At 62.5% G+C, this 19,853-nt stretch carries 20 protein-coding genes; 2 read left to right on the top strand and 18 right to left on the bottom strand.

Going from position 1 to position 19,853, the window contains the following annotated elements; translation table 11 throughout:
- Positions 1-25 precede the first annotated feature (25 nt).
- The 8 genes from GRI68_RS03105 to pyrH form a co-directional block, all read right to left on the bottom strand.
- Positions 26-703 carry an OmpH family outer membrane protein gene (locus GRI68_RS03105; RefSeq protein ID WP_160615790.1) on the bottom strand — a complete coding sequence of 226 codons (678 nt, stop codon included), beginning with the start codon at positions 701-703 and terminating at the stop codon, positions 26-28.
- On the bottom strand, positions 703-3,426 hold the full coding sequence (gene bamA / locus GRI68_RS03100) for an outer membrane protein assembly factor BamA (RefSeq protein ID WP_160615788.1): 2,724 nt from the start codon (positions 3,424-3,426) through the stop codon (positions 703-705). Before bamA ends, GRI68_RS03105 begins: the two co-directional genes overlap by 1 nt.
- 166 nt (positions 3,427-3,592) lie before the next feature.
- Complete coding sequence (gene rseP / locus GRI68_RS03095; RefSeq protein WP_160615786.1) at positions 3,593-4,732, bottom strand: RIP metalloprotease RseP; 1,140 nt, start codon at positions 4,730-4,732, stop codon at positions 3,593-3,595.
- A gap of 2 nt (positions 4,733-4,734) precedes the next feature.
- A complete protein-coding gene (locus GRI68_RS03090) occupies positions 4,735-5,892 on the bottom strand; it encodes a 1-deoxy-D-xylulose-5-phosphate reductoisomerase (RefSeq protein WP_160615785.1) in 1,158 nt (385 codons plus the stop codon).
- On the bottom strand, positions 5,889-6,638 hold the full coding sequence (locus GRI68_RS03085) for a phosphatidate cytidylyltransferase (RefSeq protein ID WP_325063750.1): 750 nt from the start codon (positions 6,636-6,638) through the stop codon (positions 5,889-5,891). The genes GRI68_RS03090 and GRI68_RS03085 overlap by 4 nt, the downstream gene beginning before the upstream one ends.
- Entirely contained in the window at positions 6,628-7,299 is a 672-nt protein-coding gene (uppS, locus tag GRI68_RS03080; RefSeq protein ID WP_160615783.1) for a polyprenyl diphosphate synthase, read from the bottom strand. Before uppS ends, GRI68_RS03085 begins: the two co-directional genes overlap by 11 nt.
- 26 nt (positions 7,300-7,325) lie before the next feature.
- Positions 7,326-7,883, bottom strand: coding sequence for a ribosome recycling factor (gene frr, locus GRI68_RS03075; RefSeq protein ID WP_160615781.1), 558 nt, complete (start codon positions 7,881-7,883; stop codon positions 7,326-7,328).
- 2 nt (positions 7,884-7,885) lie between these two features.
- Complete coding sequence (pyrH, locus tag GRI68_RS03070) at positions 7,886-8,608, bottom strand: UMP kinase (RefSeq protein ID WP_160615779.1); 723 nt, start codon at positions 8,606-8,608, stop codon at positions 7,886-7,888.
- A 240-nt stretch (positions 8,609-8,848) separates the two neighbouring features.
- On the opposite strand from pyrH, the gene GRI68_RS03065 reads away from it, so the two are divergent.
- Positions 8,849-10,078, top strand: coding sequence for an MFS transporter (locus GRI68_RS03065; protein WP_160615777.1), 1,230 nt, complete (start codon positions 8,849-8,851; stop codon positions 10,076-10,078).
- A gap of 85 nt (positions 10,079-10,163) precedes the next feature.
- On the opposite strand, the gene tsf is transcribed toward GRI68_RS03065, so the two are convergent.
- The 6 genes from tsf to GRI68_RS03035 form a co-directional block, all read right to left on the bottom strand.
- Positions 10,164-11,087, bottom strand: coding sequence for a translation elongation factor Ts (tsf, locus tag GRI68_RS03060; RefSeq protein WP_160615775.1), 924 nt, complete (start codon positions 11,085-11,087; stop codon positions 10,164-10,166).
- Between the two features lie 114 nt (positions 11,088-11,201).
- On the bottom strand, positions 11,202-11,942 hold the full coding sequence (gene rpsB, locus GRI68_RS03055; RefSeq protein WP_160615773.1) for a 30S ribosomal protein S2: 741 nt from the start codon (positions 11,940-11,942) through the stop codon (positions 11,202-11,204).
- Positions 11,943-12,476: 534 nt separating this feature from the next.
- Positions 12,477-13,265 (bottom strand): CDP-diacylglycerol--serine O-phosphatidyltransferase, encoded by a 789-nt coding sequence (gene pssA / locus GRI68_RS03050; RefSeq protein WP_160615771.1) that lies wholly within the window; start codon positions 13,263-13,265, stop codon positions 12,477-12,479.
- A gap of 28 nt (positions 13,266-13,293) precedes the next feature.
- Positions 13,294-14,043: a phosphatidylserine decarboxylase gene (locus GRI68_RS03045; RefSeq protein ID WP_160615769.1), complete on the bottom strand. Its 750-nt coding sequence runs from the start codon at positions 14,041-14,043 to the stop codon at positions 13,294-13,296.
- A gap of 63 nt (positions 14,044-14,106) precedes the next feature.
- On the bottom strand, positions 14,107-15,075 hold the full coding sequence (locus tag GRI68_RS03040) for a LytTR family DNA-binding domain-containing protein (protein WP_160615767.1): 969 nt from the start codon (positions 15,073-15,075) through the stop codon (positions 14,107-14,109).
- 72 nt (positions 15,076-15,147) lie between these two features.
- Positions 15,148-15,627 carry a hypothetical protein gene (locus GRI68_RS03035; RefSeq protein WP_160615765.1) on the bottom strand — a complete coding sequence of 160 codons (480 nt, stop codon included), beginning with the start codon at positions 15,625-15,627 and terminating at the stop codon, positions 15,148-15,150.
- A gap of 145 nt (positions 15,628-15,772) precedes the next feature.
- Between GRI68_RS03035 and GRI68_RS03030 the strand changes: the two genes are divergently transcribed.
- Positions 15,773-17,230 carry an alpha/beta hydrolase gene (locus GRI68_RS03030; RefSeq protein WP_160615763.1) on the top strand — a complete coding sequence of 486 codons (1,458 nt, stop codon included), beginning with the start codon at positions 15,773-15,775 and terminating at the stop codon, positions 17,228-17,230.
- Between the two features lie 15 nt (positions 17,231-17,245).
- Here the strand turns inward: GRI68_RS03030 and GRI68_RS03025 are convergent, their stop codons facing one another.
- The 4 genes from GRI68_RS03025 to GRI68_RS03010 are packed head-to-tail and all read right to left on the bottom strand — an operon-like array spanning position 17,246 to position 19,819.
- Positions 17,246-18,028: a sulfite exporter TauE/SafE family protein gene (locus GRI68_RS03025; protein WP_160615761.1), complete on the bottom strand. Its 783-nt coding sequence runs from the start codon at positions 18,026-18,028 to the stop codon at positions 17,246-17,248.
- 5 nt (positions 18,029-18,033) lie between these two features.
- Entirely contained in the window at positions 18,034-18,450 is a 417-nt protein-coding gene (locus GRI68_RS03020; RefSeq protein ID WP_160615759.1) for a DUF6691 family protein, read from the bottom strand.
- A complete protein-coding gene (locus GRI68_RS03015) occupies positions 18,450-18,896 on the bottom strand; it encodes a YeeE/YedE family protein (protein WP_160615757.1) in 447 nt (148 codons plus the stop codon). Before GRI68_RS03015 ends, GRI68_RS03020 begins: the two co-directional genes overlap by 1 nt.
- Positions 18,893-19,819 (bottom strand): MBL fold metallo-hydrolase, encoded by a 927-nt coding sequence (locus GRI68_RS03010; protein ID WP_160615755.1) that lies wholly within the window; start codon positions 19,817-19,819, stop codon positions 18,893-18,895. The genes GRI68_RS03015 and GRI68_RS03010 overlap by 4 nt, the downstream gene beginning before the upstream one ends.
- Between the last annotated feature and the right edge of the window lie 34 nt (positions 19,820-19,853).

The raw sequence follows: 19,853 nt of genomic DNA, 5'->3' as shown, positions 1-19,853 counted from the left end.
TGTCGTCAAATGCCCGAAAGGGCGCTTACATCCGCGAATCGCTGCTCGGCTGCTGCTGAGGCTGCTGCTGCTGTTGGGCCTGCGCCTGCGCGGCCGCCATCAGGATCTGCTGAACCTGCTGGAAGACGGCCACAGCCTGACGCGAGGGCTGCCAATCGGCCGGCGGAACGGCGGCCACCGAAGGTGTCGATGCGTTGACGGCGTCGACGACCTTCTGTGTCATGTCGGCGCCAGGCTGCGCGAACAGGATGGCTTCGGGCGAAAGCAGGACCTGGACGTTGTTCTGGGTCAGGAGCTGCTGAAGAGCCGGGCTATAAGCACGCAGGAGCTGTTCGACGGCGTAGACGCGCGCGCGATCGATTTGGTTCTGCAGCCCAGCGATTTCTTCTTCGAGCTGCGCATATTGCTGAGCCTGGGGAGTGCCCTGGGCCGCGCGCTGTTCGTTCTCGTCGAGATTGCCGTCGCTGTTGGTGTCCAGCTGCTGAAGCAGGGTCTGCTGCTGCTGCTGGCGCTCCTGGATCGTGGTCCGCTGCGTCTGGTACGTCGTCGAAATCTGCTGATACGCTGACTGCAGAGCGGTCGTCTGCGCGATCGCCAGCGGCGAGTTCACCACGGCGATATTGCCCTGAACCTGTGCCGCTGCGGGCGTCGCGAGAGCGGCGACCGATACGGTCGCGGCGACGAGAAGTGCTTTGAATTTCATCAGAATTGCGTTCCTACATTGAAAGTGAAGGCCTTTGTGTCGTCGCCTTCCTGCTTCAGCAGGACGTGGGCGAAGTCGATCCGGAAGGGGCCGAAAGGCGAATTCCAGTTTACACCGACGCCGATCGCGATGCGGGGCGCGGCTGTGTCGCCGACATATTCCTCGACGAAAGGAGGAATTGTCGTGCCAAGCGCCAGGTTGGCGGTGCCGTCCGGCGCCAGCGGATTTGCGGTCACGACGGTTTCTACCGTGCCGTCATTATCAGTATCGTATGACTGGCTGAACAGGGGATTGCCGTCGGAGTCGCGCCTCGGGATGAGCGTGCCGCCGGGGAACGGGCTGGACTGCAAGATCGGATCGCGCAGGGCGAACACGGCGCCGATATCGGCGAAGATGGACGGCCGCAGCCCGAGTTCACGGGCCCCGGTGCCGAGCGGGATTTCGAGCTCAGCGCGACCGAGATAATACGCCTTGCCGCCGAGCGAGTCGTCGGTAATCCGCTCACGATCTTCGACGATGACGGGATTGCCATCCTCGTCGGCTACGATCGGCTTGCGCAGCACGCGCGGCCCGACACCTCGAATATCGAAACCGCGAATCTGGGGCTCACCGAGGAAAAACCGGTCCGTAAGCCGGACATTGTCGAGACCACGCGTATCGCGGTCGTCGAGCGAGCGGATCGCGCCGCCCTCCCCGCGAAGCGAAAAGATAAACCCGCTTCCAAGCGGGAAATACTTGGCCGCGTTCATCGACAGGCGCAGGTAGCTGACATCACCGCCAAGGCCGGCGAAACCGGCATTGAACGAGACCAGATGGCCGCGAGAGGGACGAATACGGTTGTCGAGCCGGTCATAGATCACGGACCCGCTGATCCGGGACGTGATCCGTTCGCCCAGTGCATCGCAAAGGTAACGGCCCGCCAGCAACGGCTCGCAGGTGGATACGCCGTCACCATCCAGATCGGCGAAGAACTGGTTTTCGTCGAGCGTCACGTCGTCGAAATTGATCGTGTAGCGTGCCAGCGCCGAGAGATACTCGGTGATCGGGATACCTACGCGCGCTTCGAGGCCAATCTGGTTCTGCGCATAGGTCGTGTTGCGCTGGTTATTGAAGAAGTTGAACGAGTTCAGATCGCGATAATAGACGTCGATCCCGGCCGAGATGTTGCGATTGAAGACATAAGGCTCGGTAAAGCTCAGCTGGGCGCTCTTCGAATAGCGAGAATAGCTGGCGCTTGCGCCGACCGTCTGTCCGCGACCACGGAAGTTCTTTTGCCGGATCGAGCCCTGAAAGATGAAGTTCTCGATCGACGAGAAGCCAGCCGACAGCTGCAATTCGCCGGTGGGCTTTTCCTCGACATTGGCTTCGAGGATGATCCGGTCGGGCGCGCTGCCTTGACGCTGCTCGACTTCGAACGCTTCCTGGAAATAGCCCAGTGAGTTGATCCGCGCATTGGTGCGTGCAATCAGGAAGGAATTGAAAGCATCGCCTTCGGCCAGTCGGAATTCGCGGCGGATGACCTTGTCCTGGGTCAGCGTGTTTCCATTGACGTCGATCCGCTCGACATAAACGCGCGGCGCTTCGTTGATGAGAAAGGTCACGTCCATCGTGCCGTCCTCCTTGTTCCGCTCGAAATCCGGACGGACATCGACGAAGGCGTAGCCAAAGGCACCTGCGGTTTCGGTGAGACGCTCGACGGTGTCTTCCACGTCCTGCGCATCATACCATTCGCCGGTCTTCATCGGCAGCTGGCTGGTCATCCGCTTCGAATCGAAATCGCGGATCTGGCTATCGACCTTGACCTCGCCGAACTTGTAACGCTCGCCTTCTTCAACAACGTAGGTGATAATGAAGTCGCGGCGATCGGGCGTCAGCTCAGCAACTGCCGAGACGACGCGGAAATCGACATAGCCATTGGTCAGATAGAATTTGCGAAGATTCTGCTGGTCGAACGCGAGACGATCGGGATCGTAGCTGGTCCCGCCTGACAGGAAGCGCAGCAAGCTGGCTTCCTTGGTCACCATCTCGCCCTTGAGGTCGCCGTCGGAGAAAACCTCGTTGCCGATAATGTTGATCTTGCGAACCTTGGACTTGGGACCTTCGTCGATTTCGTAGATCACGTCGACGCGGTTCTGGTCGAGCATGACCATCTTGGGCTCGACCGTGGCGGCGAAGCGCCCCTGCCGCTTGTAGAGTTCCACAATGCGATTGACGTCCGCACGCACTTTCGCGCGCGTAAAAATCTGCCGTGAGGTCAGTCGGATTTCAGGGAGGATCTTGTCCTGCTTGAGGCGATCGTTGCCTTCGAAGATAATGCGATTGACCACCGGGTTTTCGACCACGGTGATCACCACATTGCCCTGATTGTTGCGGATTGTGTAATCGGCGAACAACCCAGTCGCGGCGAGATCCTTCAGCGCCTGGTCCGCCGCCTCGGGCGTATAGGGCTGGCCGTTTCGCAGGCGGATATAGGAAATGATCGTATCGGGTTCGAGCCGCTGGGCGCCGACCACCGTGATCGAGCGGATCGTGTCGGCCTCGGCTTTCTGCGGCGCCATCTGCGCAGCCGGAGCGGACGCCTGGTCCGGCGCAGGTGTGGCCGGAGCCTCGTCCTGCGCGTGGGCCATGGCGGGAAAGCCGCCGAGCGCGGTTGCGGCGAGGAGCGCGGCAATCGAGCGCGATTTGAGGGTGAGAGTTGCCCGTCCGGAAACTGTTGCGGTCATTTGGGTCCCGATTGTTTTCGATGGTCCGGCGCCCCGGGCCGGTCGTTGGTTTCGTGCGCCATTGCCGACGGACAATGCGTGTCCGTCGCCCCTTGCCCGAAGCGTGTCAGAGTATCAAGTTCGCCTAACATCCGCGCACTCGCCCTCCCCGCTTTTCCGCCCTTGTCTATCCGCCGAAAACCGGCAGCTGGGCGATATCGTTTACGGTGACGAACAGCATCAGCATCAGCACGAATGCCAGACCGGTGCGGAACGCCCATTCCTGTCCACGGGGGCCGATGGGTTTCCGGCGGACCGCTTCGGCCGCGTAGAAAGCCAGATGCCCGCCGTCGAGCGTCGGAATTGGCAGGAGGTTAATGAATGCCAAGTTAATCGAGATCAATGCGATGAAATTGATGAAAGCCAGCGTCCCGAGCGTCAGCTGTTCGCCGGAATATTTAGCGATTTTTACCGGGCCGCCCAGCTCCTGAACAGAGCGTTTGCCGGTTATGATCTGGCCGATGCCGGAGATCATCATGTCGACGATCATCACGCTCTGCTTGCCCGCAAGAGCGACGGCCTCGACCGGTCCCGTACGCACGAGTTTGGGCGGCTGCGGGCGCGATTCGACACCGATCAGGCCGATATCGCTGGTGTTACCGAACTTGTCCGTCACGCTCATCCGTGTGGTCGTGATCGGAATGTCGATGTCCTGGCCGTCGCGCCGCACGGTAACGGTAATCGCCGTCGAAGGACGATAGGCGATCTCGCGCTGGACTTCGAAGAAGGTGCCGGTTTCCTCTCCGTCCACCGCAACGACCTGATCGCCGAGCCGGACGCCCGCTTCCCGCGCCGGCGAATCATCGGCAAACGCCGTCACCACGCTTTCCTGTTCGGCATCCTGCGAAACCGGCTTGCCGATCAGCATGAAGAACGCCGCAAAGATGGCGATCGCGACGAGCAGATTGGTCACCGGCCCCGCCAGCACGATCAGGGTGCGCTGCCACAGCGGTTTGAAATGGAATTGTTCGGCCCTCGATTCCGCCGTAACGCGGTCGAGCGCATCCCTGTCGGGAATGCTGGCGGGGTTCATGTCCCCGGCGAACTGGACATAGCCGCCCAGCGGAAGGAGCGATAGCTTCCACCGTGTGCCGCGCTTGTCGGTCCAGCCGGCGATTTCCTTGCCGAAACCGATCGAGAAAGCCTCGGCCTTCACGCCGAACCAGCGGCCGACGAGATAGTGCCCAAGCTCGTGCACCAGCACCAGCGGGCCCAGCACCAGCGCAAAGGCCAGCAGGTAGATCAGGATATTGGGGCTATCGAACAAGGTCAGATCGTCTCCAGGACGGCACGGGCACTCGCCCGCGCTTTTTCATCCAGCATCATAACGTCGTCGAGCGACTGTGGTGCCGGATCGTCCGAATGTCGTTCTAGCACGGTTTCATTAATCGTAACGATATCGGTGAACTTGCACCCGTCGGCGAGGAAACGCGCGACCGCAATTTCGTTTGCCGCATTGAGGACGCACGGGGCACCGCCCCCCGCCTCGGCCGCTTCGCGTGCGACGCGGGTCGCGGGGAACCGTGTCTCGTCGGGCGCTTCGAAGGTCAGCGTACCGAGTGCGGGCAGATCGAGCGGGGACATTGGCGTGTCCATTCGCTCGGGCCAGGCGAGCGCGCTGGCGATCGGCACCCGCATGTCCGACGGGCCAAGCTGCGCCAGCGTGGAACCGTCGCGGTATTCGACCATCGAATGGATCACGCTTTGCGGGTGAACGACGATATCGAGCTTGCTCAAGCCGACCGGGAACAGATGATGGGCCTCGATCAGTTCGAGCCCCTTGTTCATCATCGTCGCCGAATCGACGCTGATTTTCGCGCCCATGTCCCAGTTGGGGTGCGCGACCGCCTGCTTGGGCGTCGCCGCGTCGAGCGCGGCCTGCGACTTGGTGCGGAACGGCCCGCCGCTCGCCGTGAGGGTGATGCGACGGACGTCCTCGATCCGGTTGCCCTGAAGGCACTGGAAGATCGCGTTGTGCTCGCTATCGACCGGCAGCAGCGTCGCCCCATGCTGCGCGACGGCAGCGGTCATCACGTCTCCGGCAGAGACCAGCGCTTCCTTGTTCGCCAGCGCAACCGATCCGCCGCGCTCGATCGCCGCCATGGTGGGGCGAAGCCCTGCGCAACCAACGATTGCAGCCACGATGACATCGGCCGGTCGCGCCGCAGCCTCCACCAGCGCGGACGCGCCACCCGCCGCTGCGATCCCACTGGCCCCGAGCGCCTCACGCAGATCACCGAGGCATGCTTCGTCTCCGACGACGGCTATTTCGGCGGAGAACTCGATCGCCAGTTTGGCCAGCTCGCTCGCGCTGCAATTCGCGGTCAGCGCGACCACCTTCCAGGCGTCGCGATTGCGGCGAATAAGGTCGAGCGTCGAGGAGCCGACCGATCCGGTCGCACCGAGAATGGAAATCGACCGGGTCACGGATGCAGCGCCCACAGGAAATAGGCCGCGATCGTCACCGGCAGCAACCCGTCGATACGGTCGAACACGCCGCCATGGCCGGGGATCAGGCGCGAGGAGTCCTTCACCCCTGCCCGCCGTTTCAGCCAGCTTTCGAAAAAGTCGCCGCATTGCGCCAGGACCGCCAGCACCGCACCGATCGCAAAGGCGATGAAAAGCATCGGACGCAGCACGAATTCGCCGGTGTTGTACACAAAAGAACCCGCCGCGACCGCGCCAGCAAACACCATCCCGCCAAACAGCCCGGCCCAGGTCTTGGAAGGGCTGATCCGTGGGGCAATCTTGGGCCCGCCGATCGCCCTGCCGCTGAAGTAGGCACCTGTATCGGTCGCGATCACGACCGCCACCACCCCGATCGTCACGCCCAGGGGCAGGCTCGACAACGCCATCCCCGCGGCCGCGATGTAGACGAGGCCCAGCAGCAAGCCGATTACCGATTTGGCGGTGATCCCGAACGCCCGCATGACGAGTTGGGAAAATTCGAAGAAACACACTGCGGCGACCAGGGCGACGAAGATCGTCCATGCCCAGCCGCCCAGCCACATCGCCGTACCCGCGACCGCGATCATGACGATCGCCGAAGCCGCGCGCACGGGCAGATCGCTCGTGCGAACCGACAGTGGCACGCGCACATAGCGCTTCATTCCTGCCTTGAAGCGGTCGCGCTTGCGCATTCCATCGACCTTGCTGTCGGTTTCATCGACCACCAAAACGACGCTCCCTTCCCGTGAAATGCTCGAGCGCCTGTTCGAGGTGCTGCGGCGTGAAGTCAGGCCACAACGTATCGACAAACAGCATTTCGGCATAGGCCGCCTGCCACAGCAGGAAGTTGGACAGACGCACTTCGCCGCTGGTGCGGATGAGCAGGTCGAGCGGCGGAAGGTCGGCGGTGTCGAGATGGGCCGCGAGGCTTTCCTCGGTCAGGTCGCCTTCGCTTGCAGCCTGCTTCGCCGCGCGCACGATTTCCTGCTGCGACCCGTAATTGAGCGCCACCACCAGCGTACGGTCGCCATCGGCGGTCTGCGCCATCGCATCATCGAGCAGGGCGACGATATCGCCTTCGAGCGCGCGCCAATCGCCGATCACCTTGAGCCGGACACCGTTTTCGATGAATTCGGGCAGGTCCGATTTGATGAACCGCCGCAGCATGTTCATCAGGTCGGACACTTCCTCTTCGGGTCGCTTCCAGTTTTCCGAACTGAATGCGTAGAGCGTCAGACATTCGAGATCGATGTGCTTGACCGCACGGACGAGCGCCCGCACCGCTTCGACGCCGCGCTTGTGCCCCATCGCGCGCGGCAAGTGCTTGCGCTTCGCCCAGCGCCCATTGCCGTCCATGATGATCGCAACGTGTCTGGCACCAGCCATGACCGATTATCCGTTCGCGCCGAACGTCACTGCGAGAGGATTTCCTGCGTCTTTTTCTCCACCGCGACATCGGTTTCGGCGACGTATTTGTCGGTCAGCTTCTGGACCTCGTCTTCGAGCCGCTTGCGATCGTCCTCGGAGATTTCCTTCTTCTTTTCGTCCTCTTTCAGCATTTCCATGCCGTCACGACGGACATTGCGGATCGCGATCTTGGCCTTTTCGCCATATTCGCCCGCGAGCTTGGCCAGCTCCTTGCGACGCTCCTCGGTCAGGTCGGGAATCGGCAGCCGCACGGTCTGCCCGTCGGTCATCGGATTGAGGCCGAGCCCGGCCTTCGCGATACCCTTTTCGACCGCGTTGACATTGGCCTTGTCCCATACCTGCACCGCCAGCATGCGCGGTTCGGGCGCGTTGACGGTCGCAACCTGGTTGAGCGGCATCAGCGAGCCGTAGACCTCGACCTGCACGGGATCGAGCAAGGCCACATTGGCACGGCCCGTGCGCAGACCGGCGAGGTCGCTTTTCAGGGCCTCGACCGCACCATTCATGCGGCGGTCGATATCGGACTTGTCATACTTGGCCATCGTCAGCCTTCCTTTTTCACTATCGTCTGCACGCCTTCGCCCGCCAACACGCGTGCCAGATTGCCCTTCTCGCGGATAGAGAAGACGACGATCGGAATGTCGTTGTCGCGGCACAGCGCGACGGCGGATGCGTCCATGACCTTGAGGTTGTCTGCCAGAACGCGGTCGTAAGTGACCGTATCGAAACGTTGTGCGCCCGGATTGGTTTTGGGATCGCTGTCATAGACCCCGTCGACACTGGTGCCCTTCAGCAGCGCATCGCAGCGCATCTCGGCCGCGCGCAGAGCCGCACCGCTATCGGTGGTGAAATAGGGGGCGCCCACACCTGCCGCGAAGATCACCACGCGACCTTTTTCAAGGTGACGTTCGGCGCGGCGCCGGATCACCGGTTCGCACACCTGGTCCATCTGCACCGCGCTTTGCACCCGGGTTTCGACACCCAATTGTTCGAGCGCGTTCTGCATGGCGAGCGCGTTCATGACCGTGGCGAGCATGCCCATATAGTCGGCCTGCGCGCGGTCCATGCCCTGCGCCGCCCCGGCCATGCCGCGGAAAATGTTGCCGCCACCGATCACGAGACAAATTTCGAGGCCATTGTCCTTGGCCGCCTTAACTTCCTGCGCCAGCTCCATCACGAATGCCGGATCGATGCCGAAATCCTGCTCTCCCATCAGCACCTCGCCCGAGAGTTTCAGGAGGACGCGTTTGGCGGAACTGAGTGGCATGAAGGGATTTTCCGTTTGCTGGCAGGCTTGCGGCTCCTTAGCCATGATTGGCCGATGCGCAAAGGGAAAGGCCGGTGAGCGGTCTGTTGAAAAACGTGCCTTCCAAGGGCGCGCGCGCTCGAATCCCGAAAACAGCGAATGGCCGCAGAGGCAGGCACCATCCAGTAGCCGGTCGATCAACACGCAGCACTCGCCTCGCATCGCTGGCGGTCCTGCATCGCCGCTATTATAGGGCGCGTCATGTTTACGGCCTTCAACCAGGTTCGCACGTTCCTGCTCGCCATCTTCATGATCATGGCGGGAGGTGGATTCCTGTCCACGCTGCTGGCGGTGCGGCTCGAGAACCAGGGCACTGCCGCGCCGCTGATCGGCCTGGTCGGCACCGCATATTTCGCGGGACTGACGATCGGCTCGATGCGGATCGGGCGATTGATCGCGCAGGTCGGGCATATCCGCTCCTTCGCGGCCTTCGTTTCGGTGTTTTCGGCCAGCAGCTTGTCCTACGGCTTGTGGCAGGATGTCGGCTTCTGGACGGTGCTGCGCTTCATTGACGGTTTCGCGGTCGCAGGTGTCTTCGTCTGCCTCGAGAGCTGGCTTAGCGAGCGTACCGATACGCATACCCGCAGCCTCGCCCTCGCCGCCTATATGGCAGCGCTCTATCTCGGCCAGGCCATCGGCCAGTTCCTCCTCAACATCGGCCAAGACGCGCCGGTGCTGCCCTTCATGTTCTCGGCCATCCTGCTCTCGCTTGCGCTGCTCCCGGTTGTTCTCACCAAGGTACCGCAACCCGAGATCGGCGATCTGGAGCCACTCTCGATCCGGCGGCTCTATGCGATCTCCCCACTCGGTATGCTCGGCACTGCGGCGACCGGCCTCATGCTCGGCGCCTTCTATGCGCTTGCGGCGGTGTTCGTGCGACAGATGGAAATGAGCCTTTCCGATGTCGCTCTGTTCACGTCCTTCGCGATCGGGGGCGGCGTGCTGTTCCAGTGGCCGCTCGGCCTGCTGTCGAACAGGTTCGATCGGCGGCGCGTGATCGTGGCGATCTTTTTCGCCGCGGCGGTCGTCGCTGTCGCCATTGCGCTGTTCGGTGCCAATCGCGCGCTGCTGTTCGTTCTCGGCGGCCTGTTCGGCGGGATGGCTTTCGCGCTCTATCCGCTGTGTGTGTCGCATACCAACGACCACATCGAACCGCACGAGCGGGTGGGTGCGAGCGGCGGTCTCGTGCTGCTTTATTCGCTCGGCGCGGTGGCAGGGCCGCTGGTCGGCTCAATCGCCATGGCCATATTCGGGCCGACGGGATTGTTCGGAACGATCGGCGCAACCGCTTCCCTCGCGACCGGCTTCGGCCTGTGGCGGATCTATGCTGCCGAATCGGTCCCCGACGAAGACCAGTCCGCGTTCCAGAGCATTCCGCGCACGAGCGCCGTGGCACTGGGCGAGGACGAGCCGACCAGCGAAGATCGCTGAGCCGCTTCCTCTCCCGGGCGCAAAAACAAAAACGGCCGCCGGATCGTAACCCGGCGGCCGCTGATTTCGCAGAAGAGAGTGCAGCTTAGTCGCCGCGGGTCGCAGCCACTTCGGCAGCGAAGTCCTCGTCCTTCTTCTCGATGCCTTCGCCCAGCTGGAAGCGGACGTAGTCCTTGAGGACGATGTCCTTGCCGGCTTCCTTGGCAGCCTGCTTCACGACTTCGGCGATGGGCGTCTTGTTGTCCATCACGTAGATCTGGCTGAGCAGGGCGTTTTCCTTGGCGAACTTGTTGATCGCGCCTTCGACCATCTTTTCCTGGACCTGCTCGGGCTTGCCGCTTTCGGCGGCCTTTTCCTGAGCGATCGAACGCTCGCGCGCGATCACTTCGGGGTCGAGGCCATCGGCGTTGAGCGCCTGCGGGAAAGCCGCGGCGATGTGCATCGCAAGGCTCTTGCCCAGCGGTTCGAGCACTTCGGCACCGGCTTCGCTTTCAAGCGCTACCAGCACGCCGATCTTGCCAAGGTTCGGCGCGACTGCATTGTGCACGTAGGGGACGACCACGCCGTTATCGACGCTGACCGAACGGATCCGGCGGACCTGCTGGTTCTCGCCGATCGTGGCAACGTTGTTGGTCAGCGCATCGCCGACCGTGCCACCGCCCGGATAGGCAGCGTCGCGCAGTTCTTCGACATCGTCGCTGTTCGACTGCAGGGCAACCTGAGTCGCCTTTTTGACGAAGTCCTGGAACTGGTCGTTCTTGGCCACGAAGTCGGTTTCCGAATTGACTTCTACCGCAACGCCCTTGGTGCCTTCGACAGCAACGCCGACGAGGCCTTCGGCCGCCGTACGGCTCGACTTCTTCTGCGCGGCGGCGAGGCCCTTGGCGCGCAGCATGTCGACCGCGGCTTCCATGTCGCCATCGGTTTCGGTGAGCGCTTTCTTGCAATCCATCATGCCCGCGCCGGTGCGTTCGCGCAGGGCTTTCACGTCAGCGGCAGTATAAGCCATGAGGTGAATCCTTCTTGTCTGTGATGTGAGGCACCGGACGCGCCCCACTGGTGGGAGACGCCCGGCGCACTGGATTTGTTTTGTGACGGCGGGATGACCCCGCGCATCGGTCGCTTACGCGGCGGCTTCGGCCGGCGGGTTTTCCATGTTGCCCGCGTCCGCACCCTGCGAACCGCCCTTGCCCGAGCGGGCCGCTTCGGCGATCGCATCGCAATAGAGGCGGATCGCGCGCGCAGCATCGTCATTGCCCGGAACGGGGAAGGCGATGCCGGTCGGATCGGTGTTGGTGTCGAGCACCGCAACCACCGGAATGCCGAGCACGGCGGCTTCCTTGATCGCGAGATCTTCCTTGTTCGCATCGATCACGAACATGACATCGGGGATGCCGTTCATGTCGCGGATACCGCCAAGCGACATTTCCAGCTTGTCGCGTTCACGCGTTAGCTGGAGGATTTCCTTCTTGGTCAGGCCGCTCATTTCGCTGCCGAGCTGCTCGTCGAGCGACTTCAGACGCTTGATCGACTGGCTGATCGTCTTCCAGTTGGTCAGCATGCCGCCGAGCCAACGATGGTTGACGAAGTGCTGACCCGAAGAGAGCGCAGCTTCGCGGATCGGATCCTGCGCCTGGCGCTTGGTGCCGACGAACAGGACCTTGCCGCCCGAACGGACGGTCGATTCGACGAAATCGAGAGCGCGCGCGAAGAGCGGCACGGTCTGCGACAGGTCGATGATGTGGATGCCGTTGCGCGCGCCGAAGATGTACGGCTTCATGCGCGGGTTCCAACGGTGGGTCTGGTGGCCGAAATGCGATCCGGCTTCGATCAATTGCTGCATCGTGACGGTGGGAGCCGCCATAGGGAATTCCTTTCCGGTTGTGCCTCTGGGAAGCTGGAACCCGATTGCGGTTGTCCCGCGGCCGAGCACCGGTATGTCAGCGCTTCCCATGTGGATTTTCGCTCATGCCCGGATGCAGGATTGCGTCCGATTCACGTGCGACGACGCGCCGATAGCGTCACTCGGCGCCGATTTCCAGTTTAAATTTCGTCGCAAGCCGGATTCCACCGGACGCGATTTGTGTTGACATAACCGGAACAGGTGTGGAACAAACAGGAAACTGAAGATGTCAGAAGCGGAACATCGGACAAGATTTCGGCGTTCCATTTCCACAATCTTCAGGGGGAAACACTTGTTAGGCGAAGGATTTCGCGATGATTGCCATTCTGACGACCGCCCTGTTTTTTGCCGCCGGAGCTTTGGCATTCCGTGTTCTGGCACGAGATTCGGCGTACCTGCTGCGTCGCTACGGCGCATGGGACGCGGAAATGGCGCGGATCGATCGTGCAGCTCTTTGCGATCCCGCGGCGTTTTCCCTGCGTCGAAGCGACGACCTCAGGCGGGGCGTTCCGGCGCGCTCGACGCTTCCTTGTTCGCAGCGCGCTGCCGCCTGAACTTGCGATAGCGCAGGATGCTGTAAGGCACCGTTGCGAGATATCCGGCCGATACGATCGACAGCGCGATCCACGGTTCGAGGATCAGTGCAGCTACCAACAGCGCCCCGATCAGCAGCAATTCGAGCCGGATGTTCCGTCGCGGACGCAGCGATGTCCAGCTGAACGTGGCGACGTTGGAGATCATCAGGAAAGCAATAACTAGGAGCCAGATGCCGACGAAGAGCGGCTCGCGCAGTGCCGGATTGCCCGTCTCGAGCCACAGATACATTGGCAGAAAGGCTACCCCGGCGCCGACCGGAGCAGGCACGCCGGTCAGGAAACCGGCAGATTTGTGCGGCTGTTCGTCGAGATCGATGCGGGCGTTGAAGCGCGCGAGGCGAAGTGCACAGGCCACTGCCACCGCCAGCGCGGCGAACCAGCCGAGGCGATCGAGGAACTGTAGCGACCACAGGTAGATGATCAGCGCCGGCGCAACGCCGAAGCTGAGAGAATCGGCCAGGCTGTCTAGCTCGGCTCCGAATTTCGATTGCGCATTGAGGAACCGAGCGGTCCGCCCATCCAGCCCGTCGAGCACACCGGCCGCGAAAACGAGCAGAACGGCGGCGTCCCAGTCCTGCAAGATCGCGGCGCGAATGGCCGTCAGTCCGAGACACATGGCGGCTGCCGTGATCGCGTTGGGCACCAGCGTACGCAAGGTAAGCCCGCGCACCTCGCGTCGCTTGTTCATCGCATGCGGCTCTTTCATGGGCGAACCGTCATTGCGCGACGCCTTCGATCAATGGCTGCTCGCTCATTTCCGCAATCACCGTTTCGCCCGCGACCATTTTCTGGCCCAGAACGATCCGCGGCTGCGTATCGCGCGGGAGGTAGACGTCGACGCGGCTGCCGAAGCGGATCAGGCCGACGCGTTGGCCGCTCGCCACCGTGTCGCCCGGCTTGACGAACGGCACAATACGGCGCGCGACCAGTCCGGCGATCTGGGTGAAGCCGATCCGGCGCCCATCGGCCCGTTCGACGAGGATGTGCTGTCGCTCGTTTTCCTCGCTCGCCTTGTCGAGATCGGCGTTCAGAAACTTGCCAGGGATGTAAATCACCCGCTTGATCGACCCCGCAATCGGCGTCCGATTGATGTGAACATCGAACACACTCATGAAGATCGACACGCGCGTGACGGGTTCGTCACCCAGCCCTTCGCCGACCTGGCTATCGCCGGTGGCGAGTTCGGGCGGCGGCGGGACCTGCTGGATCAGCGTGACCAAGCCATCGGCCGGAGCCACGATCGCGTTCTCGCTTTGCGGCGTGACGCGGACGGGGTCGCGGAAAAATGCCAGCACGCCGAGCGAGAGGAATGCCAGCGGCCAGGCCAGCGTTTCCCAGGCGAACCAGGCGAACAGGAGACTGAGCGCAAAGACGGCCACACCGTATTTGCGGCCTTCGGGATGGATCGACGGCCAGCTCCAGCCGGCTTCGCCTTTCCCACGATTATCGACGAGTTGCGATGACATGCTCATGGCCTTAGGAGCGCGCGGGCCGCACCACAAGTTCCCGCACGCGCCGCATTATCCGCTTCAGCCGAGCGAGCGCCGCACTTCCGGCATAATGCGGCGGCTCACCGGGACCTCGCTGCTATCGTCCAAGACCAGCCTCCCCGTTCCCGCGGCATCACGCTCCAGGGCTGTGACATTTGCGGCATTGACGATGTGTGAGCGATGGGTCCGGATGAAACCCGATGGCAAGCTTTCTTCGAGGGCTGCCAGCGTATCGGACAGCAAACCGCTGCGCCCTTCGCCCCAATATGCTTCGACATAATCACCCGCGCCGGCAAAATGCCTGATGTCGCCCACCGAAACATATTCGGTGCGCCCCTTCTGCGAAACTTCGAGCATTTGCCGTTGTCGTTCCTGCCCGATCCGATCGAGCGTTCTGGCAAGTTCGCGCGCTCTCGCCTGCTCCCGGTGCCGCTCCCGCTGTTCGCTGGCGACCTGCTGTGCCTGCCTGACGAACAACGCCAGCAGCAGAGTTCCGAGCGCAAGATAGAGATAGAGATCGAGAAAGCGGTTGCTGGTGTAAAACATCACCGCGACGAATCCCAATGCCGCGACAGCGACCCAGGCGCCCGCTTTGTTTGCCTTGCGCCACGCAATCAATCCCGCAATGGCACCCGCCACCGCCACCAACGCGAACATGCCCAGCGTCTTGGCGTCGAAACCCGTCATCCACCACGCCAGCGCTGCCATTCCGCATGACGTCGCACCGATCGCCAGCAAGCGCGCTCGGTGGTGGTCGGGAAACAGCACTAGAAGGAGATAGGCTAGCAATGCCAGCGCCAGCGCGATCGCGAACGACAGGATCAGAGCCAGCCGTATTTCGTGAAACGGATAAGGATAGGAAACGAGATCCCGCATCGTTTCGGCTGCCAGTTGCAGCGCTGCGGCGAGCGATGCGACGGCAAGGATGGCGGACCCTTCGCGATCGTAGTCGCGCCAGGCGCTGACGCCGAAATACACCACACCGGCGATAAACAGTCCAAACGTCAATCATACCGGTACGAACAGCAGCAAGCGGTCGCTGGCCAAGCGGTACGGCGCTAGCGCAATCTGGTGTACGGGTTAGGAAAGTTTCATCCCGCCATGCAGGGCCGACATTCTGACGACGAGACGGTTTGCGCCGGGCCGCAACATATCTGGTGGGACGAAGAATACGACGTCCATCAAACCCGGGATTTCGTCGACCTTGGTCGCGGCAGGCAAGCCGTTGGTGCCGAGCGGCTCGCCGTTGAGCCAGATCGCGCTCGATGCCTTGGCCCGCACGAACAGTCCCAACGGTTCGGATCGCGAAAGCATCGCCCCAGGCACATGGAAAGGCAGCGCGATCCAAAGCTGGCGGCCCTGCGGATCGACTCGGCCCAGCGATTGCGTACGGCATTCATGCGACGCGAAATCCGGTTCGCTAGCAGCGCTGTCGACGCAAACTCGCGCCTCGGCCCCGTAAAGCGACACGACGAAGGGAGCGGTCGATGTCTCCTCGGCATTGGCCGGGGCGATGCATAACCACGCAAACAATAATGAAAGAACGATCCGCACTGCCATTTACCGTCTCATAGCGACCTTCGGCCAAGTCGTCGCTCCGCCCACCGATGGCTCCCTACCGCCGACCGGTAAATTCGCGATTTGTCCCCCAACGATCCGATATCGAATGCATCGAATGAAACCATCACAATGGAACGGATCGCCGATGAAAATTGCAGTCGCCTGCTTCGCCTTGCTCTTTGCCACGCCGCTCGCCGCTCAGCCTGCGGAAGAAGTTGCGATAACGTTCGAGGCGCAGGACGGGCAGCGTGTCGCGGCTTTCCGCGGAGAGGTGCAGGTCCCGGAAAATCGCAGCGATCCCGCGAGCCGGACGATCACCCTGTCCTATGTTCGCTTCCCGTCGACGAGCGACATCCCTGGCCCTCCCATCGTCTACCTCGCCGGAGGGCCCGGCGGATCGGGCAGCGGTACCGCCGAACGTGACCGGTTTCCCCTGTTCATGGCGATGCGCCGGCATGGCGATGTTATCGCATTCGACCAGCGCGGTACGGGTGGTTCGACGGCCTTGCCGCGATGCCAATCGTCGATCATCCCTTCGCAAACCGAAGCCCTGAGCGATGACGAATATGCCGAACTCCACCGGGCTGCCGCGCGCGAATGCGCCGCTTTCTGGCAGTCGGAGGGTATCGATATCGGCGGCTATACCACGCTCGAAAGCGTGCGCGACCTGTCCGCCCTGCGCCAGCATCTCGGCGCGGACCGGGTCGTCCTGTGGGGCATATCGTATGGCACCCATCTCGCACTGGCCGCTATCGACGCCATACCGACGGAGATCGACCGTGCGATCCTGGCCAGCGCGGAGGGCCTCGATCAGACCGTCAAGCTGCCCACCCGCACCGATGCATATTTCGCGCGATTGCAGTCCGCCATCGACACGCAACCGAATGCGAAGGCGCTATATCCCGATGTCAAAGCGCTAATGCGGAAGGTCCACCAGCAGCTCGAAAAAAAGCCGCTCATGCTCGATATACCCACCGGCGACGGCAGTGCATTTCCGTTTCTCTTTCAACGCCGCCACATGCAGCATCTTGCATCCAGCTTGATTGCCGATCCCGGCAATGCAGCGCTCCTGCTCGAGCTATACCGAAGCATCGGCCGGGGGGACGCGATGCCCATCGCACGTGTGATCGGCGCATGGCAACGCGAAGGGGAGGCCATTGCGCTGTCACCCATGTCCACAGCGATGGATGTGGCTTCGGGCATCAGCGCAGAGCGTCTGGCCCTGTTCGACATCGAGCGCCGCGATGCACTTCTGGGCGGCTATCTCAACTTCCCCATGCCGCAACTCGTCGGCGTTTGGCCCGAAATCGAACTCGATGATGATTTTCGCGACGGACCGGTGGGCGAAACCCCCGTCCTCCTGCTCACCGGCACGCTCGACGGTCGCACCTATCCCGAGGGGCAATACGAGGCCGTCGCCGGACTGACCAATGTTACCGCGATCACCGTGGAGGGGGCCGGACACAATCTGTTCATGACCTCGCCACAGGTAGAAGAGGCCATGCACCGTTTCATGCAGGGCGAAACGCAAGAGCGCAGGACGATCGAAGTTCCGCTACCCGACTTGGCGGCCTTGCCCGATTGGTTCGATGCTGGCGCTTAAACGACCGCCTCCGCGCTACAACCACAGCGCGGCGGCGCTTTGCCAAAACATGTAGGCGGCGACGACGAAAATCAGGATCGCGAAGACGGTTTTGAGCTGCCCCCCTCCCGACAAGCGCCGTGCAGTGATCGTGCCGAGATAGCTGCCCAGCACGCCGCCGATGACGAACACCAATGCCAGTTCCCAGTTCACCAGGCCCGAGAATGCGTAGTTGGCCGCGGTCGTCAGTCCGAAGGCCGTTACCGCGACGAGACTGGTGCCCACGGCTGCAATCATCGGCATGCGGGTTGCGGCGATCAGGCCGGGGACGATCAAAAATCCGCCGCCGATCCCGAAGAACCCGCTCACGAGACCGGCTCCCAGCCCGTAGGCTCCAACCTTGGGTGCGTTGCCCCGGGTGAGATCTGCGCCCTCGTCGCCCAAATCCTTGCGCGATCGAAGCATAAGCGCGCCCACCACGATCATCAGCAGAGCAAATAGAAACAAGAGCCCCTGCCCGTCGAAGTTCTTGCCCGCCGTCGATCCGGCAAACGCGCCGGCAATCCCGGCCGCTGCAAACACAAGCCCGGCTTTCCAGCGCACATTGGCCGCGCGGGCATGCTGGAACAGGCCGGTCGCTGCGTTCGCCGCCACCGCGAGTGCGCTCGTCCCGTTTGCGACGTGGGGCTGCGACACGCCGACGAGATAGACCATCAGGGGAACTGCGAGGATCGAGCCCCCTCCCCCGACCAGGCCGAGCGAGAAGCCTACCAGACCGCCGGACAGGGCGCCCAGGATCCATTGCATCGTATCGAGCATGGCGGTCAGCCCGGCTTGCGATCGACCAGTGCGTACACGGCCATCCCGGCAAGCATCGCAGCGACGAAAACCAGCGCAGGTTGCAGCGCCGTGCCGAGCGAAGCGATCGCCGGTCCGGGGCACAGCCCGGCCAAGGCCCAGCCGATGCCGAACAGAGCGGCGCCGCCCAGAAGCCGGCGATCGATGATCTGCGTCCCCGGCAGGTTGAAGCTGTCGTCCGCGATCGGTGCAGACATGCGTTTCTGCACCAGCCATCCGACCGCCATCACCAGCATCGCACCACCCATGACAAAGGCCAGCGTCGGGTCCCAGTCACCGAACAGGTCGAGGAAGCCGCGAACCCTTGCAGGATTCATCATGCCGGACAGCGCAAGGCCGAACCCGAAGATTGCACCCGAAAGAAGCGAGATCAGGGAGCGCATCACCAGGCACCTCCGAATGCGTTGACAAGGGCGACGGTCACGATTCCCGCTGCCATGAAGGTGAGCGTCGCGACGATCGAGCGCTTCGACAGGCGCGACATTCCGCACACGCCGTGCCCGCTGGTGCAGCCGCTGCCGAGGCGCGTGCCGAAACCGACCGCCAAGCCGCCCGCCACCAGCCAGCCCCAGCCGGGCGGGAATGTGGCTTCTACCGGGCCGATGGTCTGCGCGAACACGATCGCACCCAGAACCAGCCCGATCACGAACAGCGCCGCCATCGGCCAGGGAGTGTCCGACCGGCTGAGCGTCGCCGCGCGCGCCAGCATGCCCGAAACGCCGGCAATCCTGCCGAGCCCGAGCAACATGATGAGCGCCGCCGTTCCGATCAGCAGACCGCCGAGAAAGCCTTCGAGCGGGGCCGCGTTTGGAAATGCAGTCCAGCTCACAGCGCGTTCACCGGAATCTTGATGTAGCTCACGCCATTCTCCTCAGGTTCGGGCAAGTGCCCCGCCCGGATATTCACCTGCACGCTTGGCAGGATGAGTTTGGGCATCGCGAGCGTCTTGTCGCGGTCGGTCCGCATGGCGACAAATTCTTCCTCGGTCGTGCCATCCTTCACATGGACATTTTCTTCACGCTGCTGTCCGACGGTTGTTTCCCACGCATATTCGTCGCGACCCGGCGCCTTGTAATCGTGGCAAAGGAACAGTCGCGTTTCGTCGGGAAGTTCCAGCAAACGCCGGATCGAGCGATAGAGCTGGCCGGCATCGCCACCGGGAAAATCGGCGCGGGCGGTCCCGAAATCGGGCATGAAGATCGTATCGCCCACGAACGCCGCATCGCCGATGATGAAGGCCATATCCGCCGGGGTGTGGCCCGGAACGTGAAGAACGATAACCTCGAGTTCGCCGAGCGCGAAGCTGTCGCCGTCGTCGAACAGGCGATCGAATTGCGATCCGTCGCGCTCGAAATCGCTTCCGGCGTTGAAGATTTTCCCGAACACGTCCTGCACCCGGATGATATCGCGTCCGATCCCGAGCTTTCCGCCCAACTGTTCCTGAAGATAGGGTGCCGCCGAGAGATGATCGGCATGGGCATGCGTTTCGAGCAGCCAGGCGACCTTTAGCTCATTCGCCCGGACATATTCGATGATCCGATCGGCCGAACCGTTCGACGTCCGTCCCGATGCAGCCTCATAATCGAGCACCGAGTCGATGATCGCGGTTTGCCCGGTTGCAGGGTCGTGGACCACATAGCTGACCGTATTGGTCGCCTCATCGAAAAAGCCCGCGATACTCGGACGCTTCGCCTTGTCGGCACGCGCCTCGTCGATCTGCGCCTTTGCAACTGTGAGTGGCTGGTCGGTCATCCTCTGTCTCCTTCGCCCATGATATAGTGTATCC

Origin of the sequence: Alteriqipengyuania halimionae (assembly GCF_009827575.1) — a bacterium.
Classification (GTDB): domain Bacteria; phylum Pseudomonadota; class Alphaproteobacteria; order Sphingomonadales; family Sphingomonadaceae; genus Alteriqipengyuania_A; species Alteriqipengyuania_A halimionae.
This window is presented reverse-complemented; position numbering and strand designations above follow the sequence as displayed.

Bases quoted from the DNA above. Each gene is read 5' to 3' on its own strand.
- GRI68_RS03105 (WP_160615790.1), bottom strand. From the start codon at position 703: ATGAAATTCAAAGCACTTCTCGTCGCCGCGACCGTATCGGTCGCCGCT.
- bamA (WP_160615788.1), bottom strand. From the start codon at position 3,426: ATGACCGCAACAGTTTCCGGACGGGCAACTCTCACCCTCAAATCGCGC.
- uppS (WP_160615783.1), bottom strand. From the start codon at position 7,299: ATGGCTGGTGCCAGACACGTTGCGATCATCATGGACGGCAATGGGCGC.
- frr (WP_160615781.1), bottom strand. From the start codon at position 7,883: ATGGCCAAGTATGACAAGTCCGATATCGACCGCCGCATGAATGGTGCG.
- pyrH (WP_160615779.1), bottom strand. From the start codon at position 8,608: ATGCCACTCAGTTCCGCCAAACGCGTCCTCCTGAAACTCTCGGGCGAG.
- GRI68_RS03065 (WP_160615777.1), top strand. From the start codon at position 8,849: ATGTTTACGGCCTTCAACCAGGTTCGCACGTTCCTGCTCGCCATCTTC.
- tsf (WP_160615775.1), bottom strand. From the start codon at position 11,087: ATGGCTTATACTGCCGCTGACGTGAAAGCCCTGCGCGAACGCACCGGC.
- rpsB (WP_160615773.1), bottom strand. From the start codon at position 11,942: ATGGCGGCTCCCACCGTCACGATGCAGCAATTGATCGAAGCCGGATCG.
- pssA (WP_160615771.1), bottom strand. From the start codon at position 13,265: ATGAACAAGCGACGCGAGGTGCGCGGGCTTACCTTGCGTACGCTGGTG.
- GRI68_RS03045 (WP_160615769.1), bottom strand. From the start codon at position 14,043: ATGTCATCGCAACTCGTCGATAATCGTGGGAAAGGCGAAGCCGGCTGG.
- GRI68_RS03035 (WP_160615765.1), bottom strand. From the start codon at position 15,627: ATGGCAGTGCGGATCGTTCTTTCATTATTGTTTGCGTGGTTATGCATC.
- GRI68_RS03030 (WP_160615763.1), top strand. From the start codon at position 15,773: ATGAAAATTGCAGTCGCCTGCTTCGCCTTGCTCTTTGCCACGCCGCTC.
- GRI68_RS03025 (WP_160615761.1), bottom strand. From the start codon at position 18,028: ATGCTCGATACGATGCAATGGATCCTGGGCGCCCTGTCCGGCGGTCTG.
- GRI68_RS03020 (WP_160615759.1), bottom strand. From the start codon at position 18,450: ATGCGCTCCCTGATCTCGCTTCTTTCGGGTGCAATCTTCGGGTTCGGC.
- GRI68_RS03010 (WP_160615755.1), bottom strand. From the start codon at position 19,819: ATGACCGACCAGCCACTCACAGTTGCAAAGGCGCAGATCGACGAGGCG.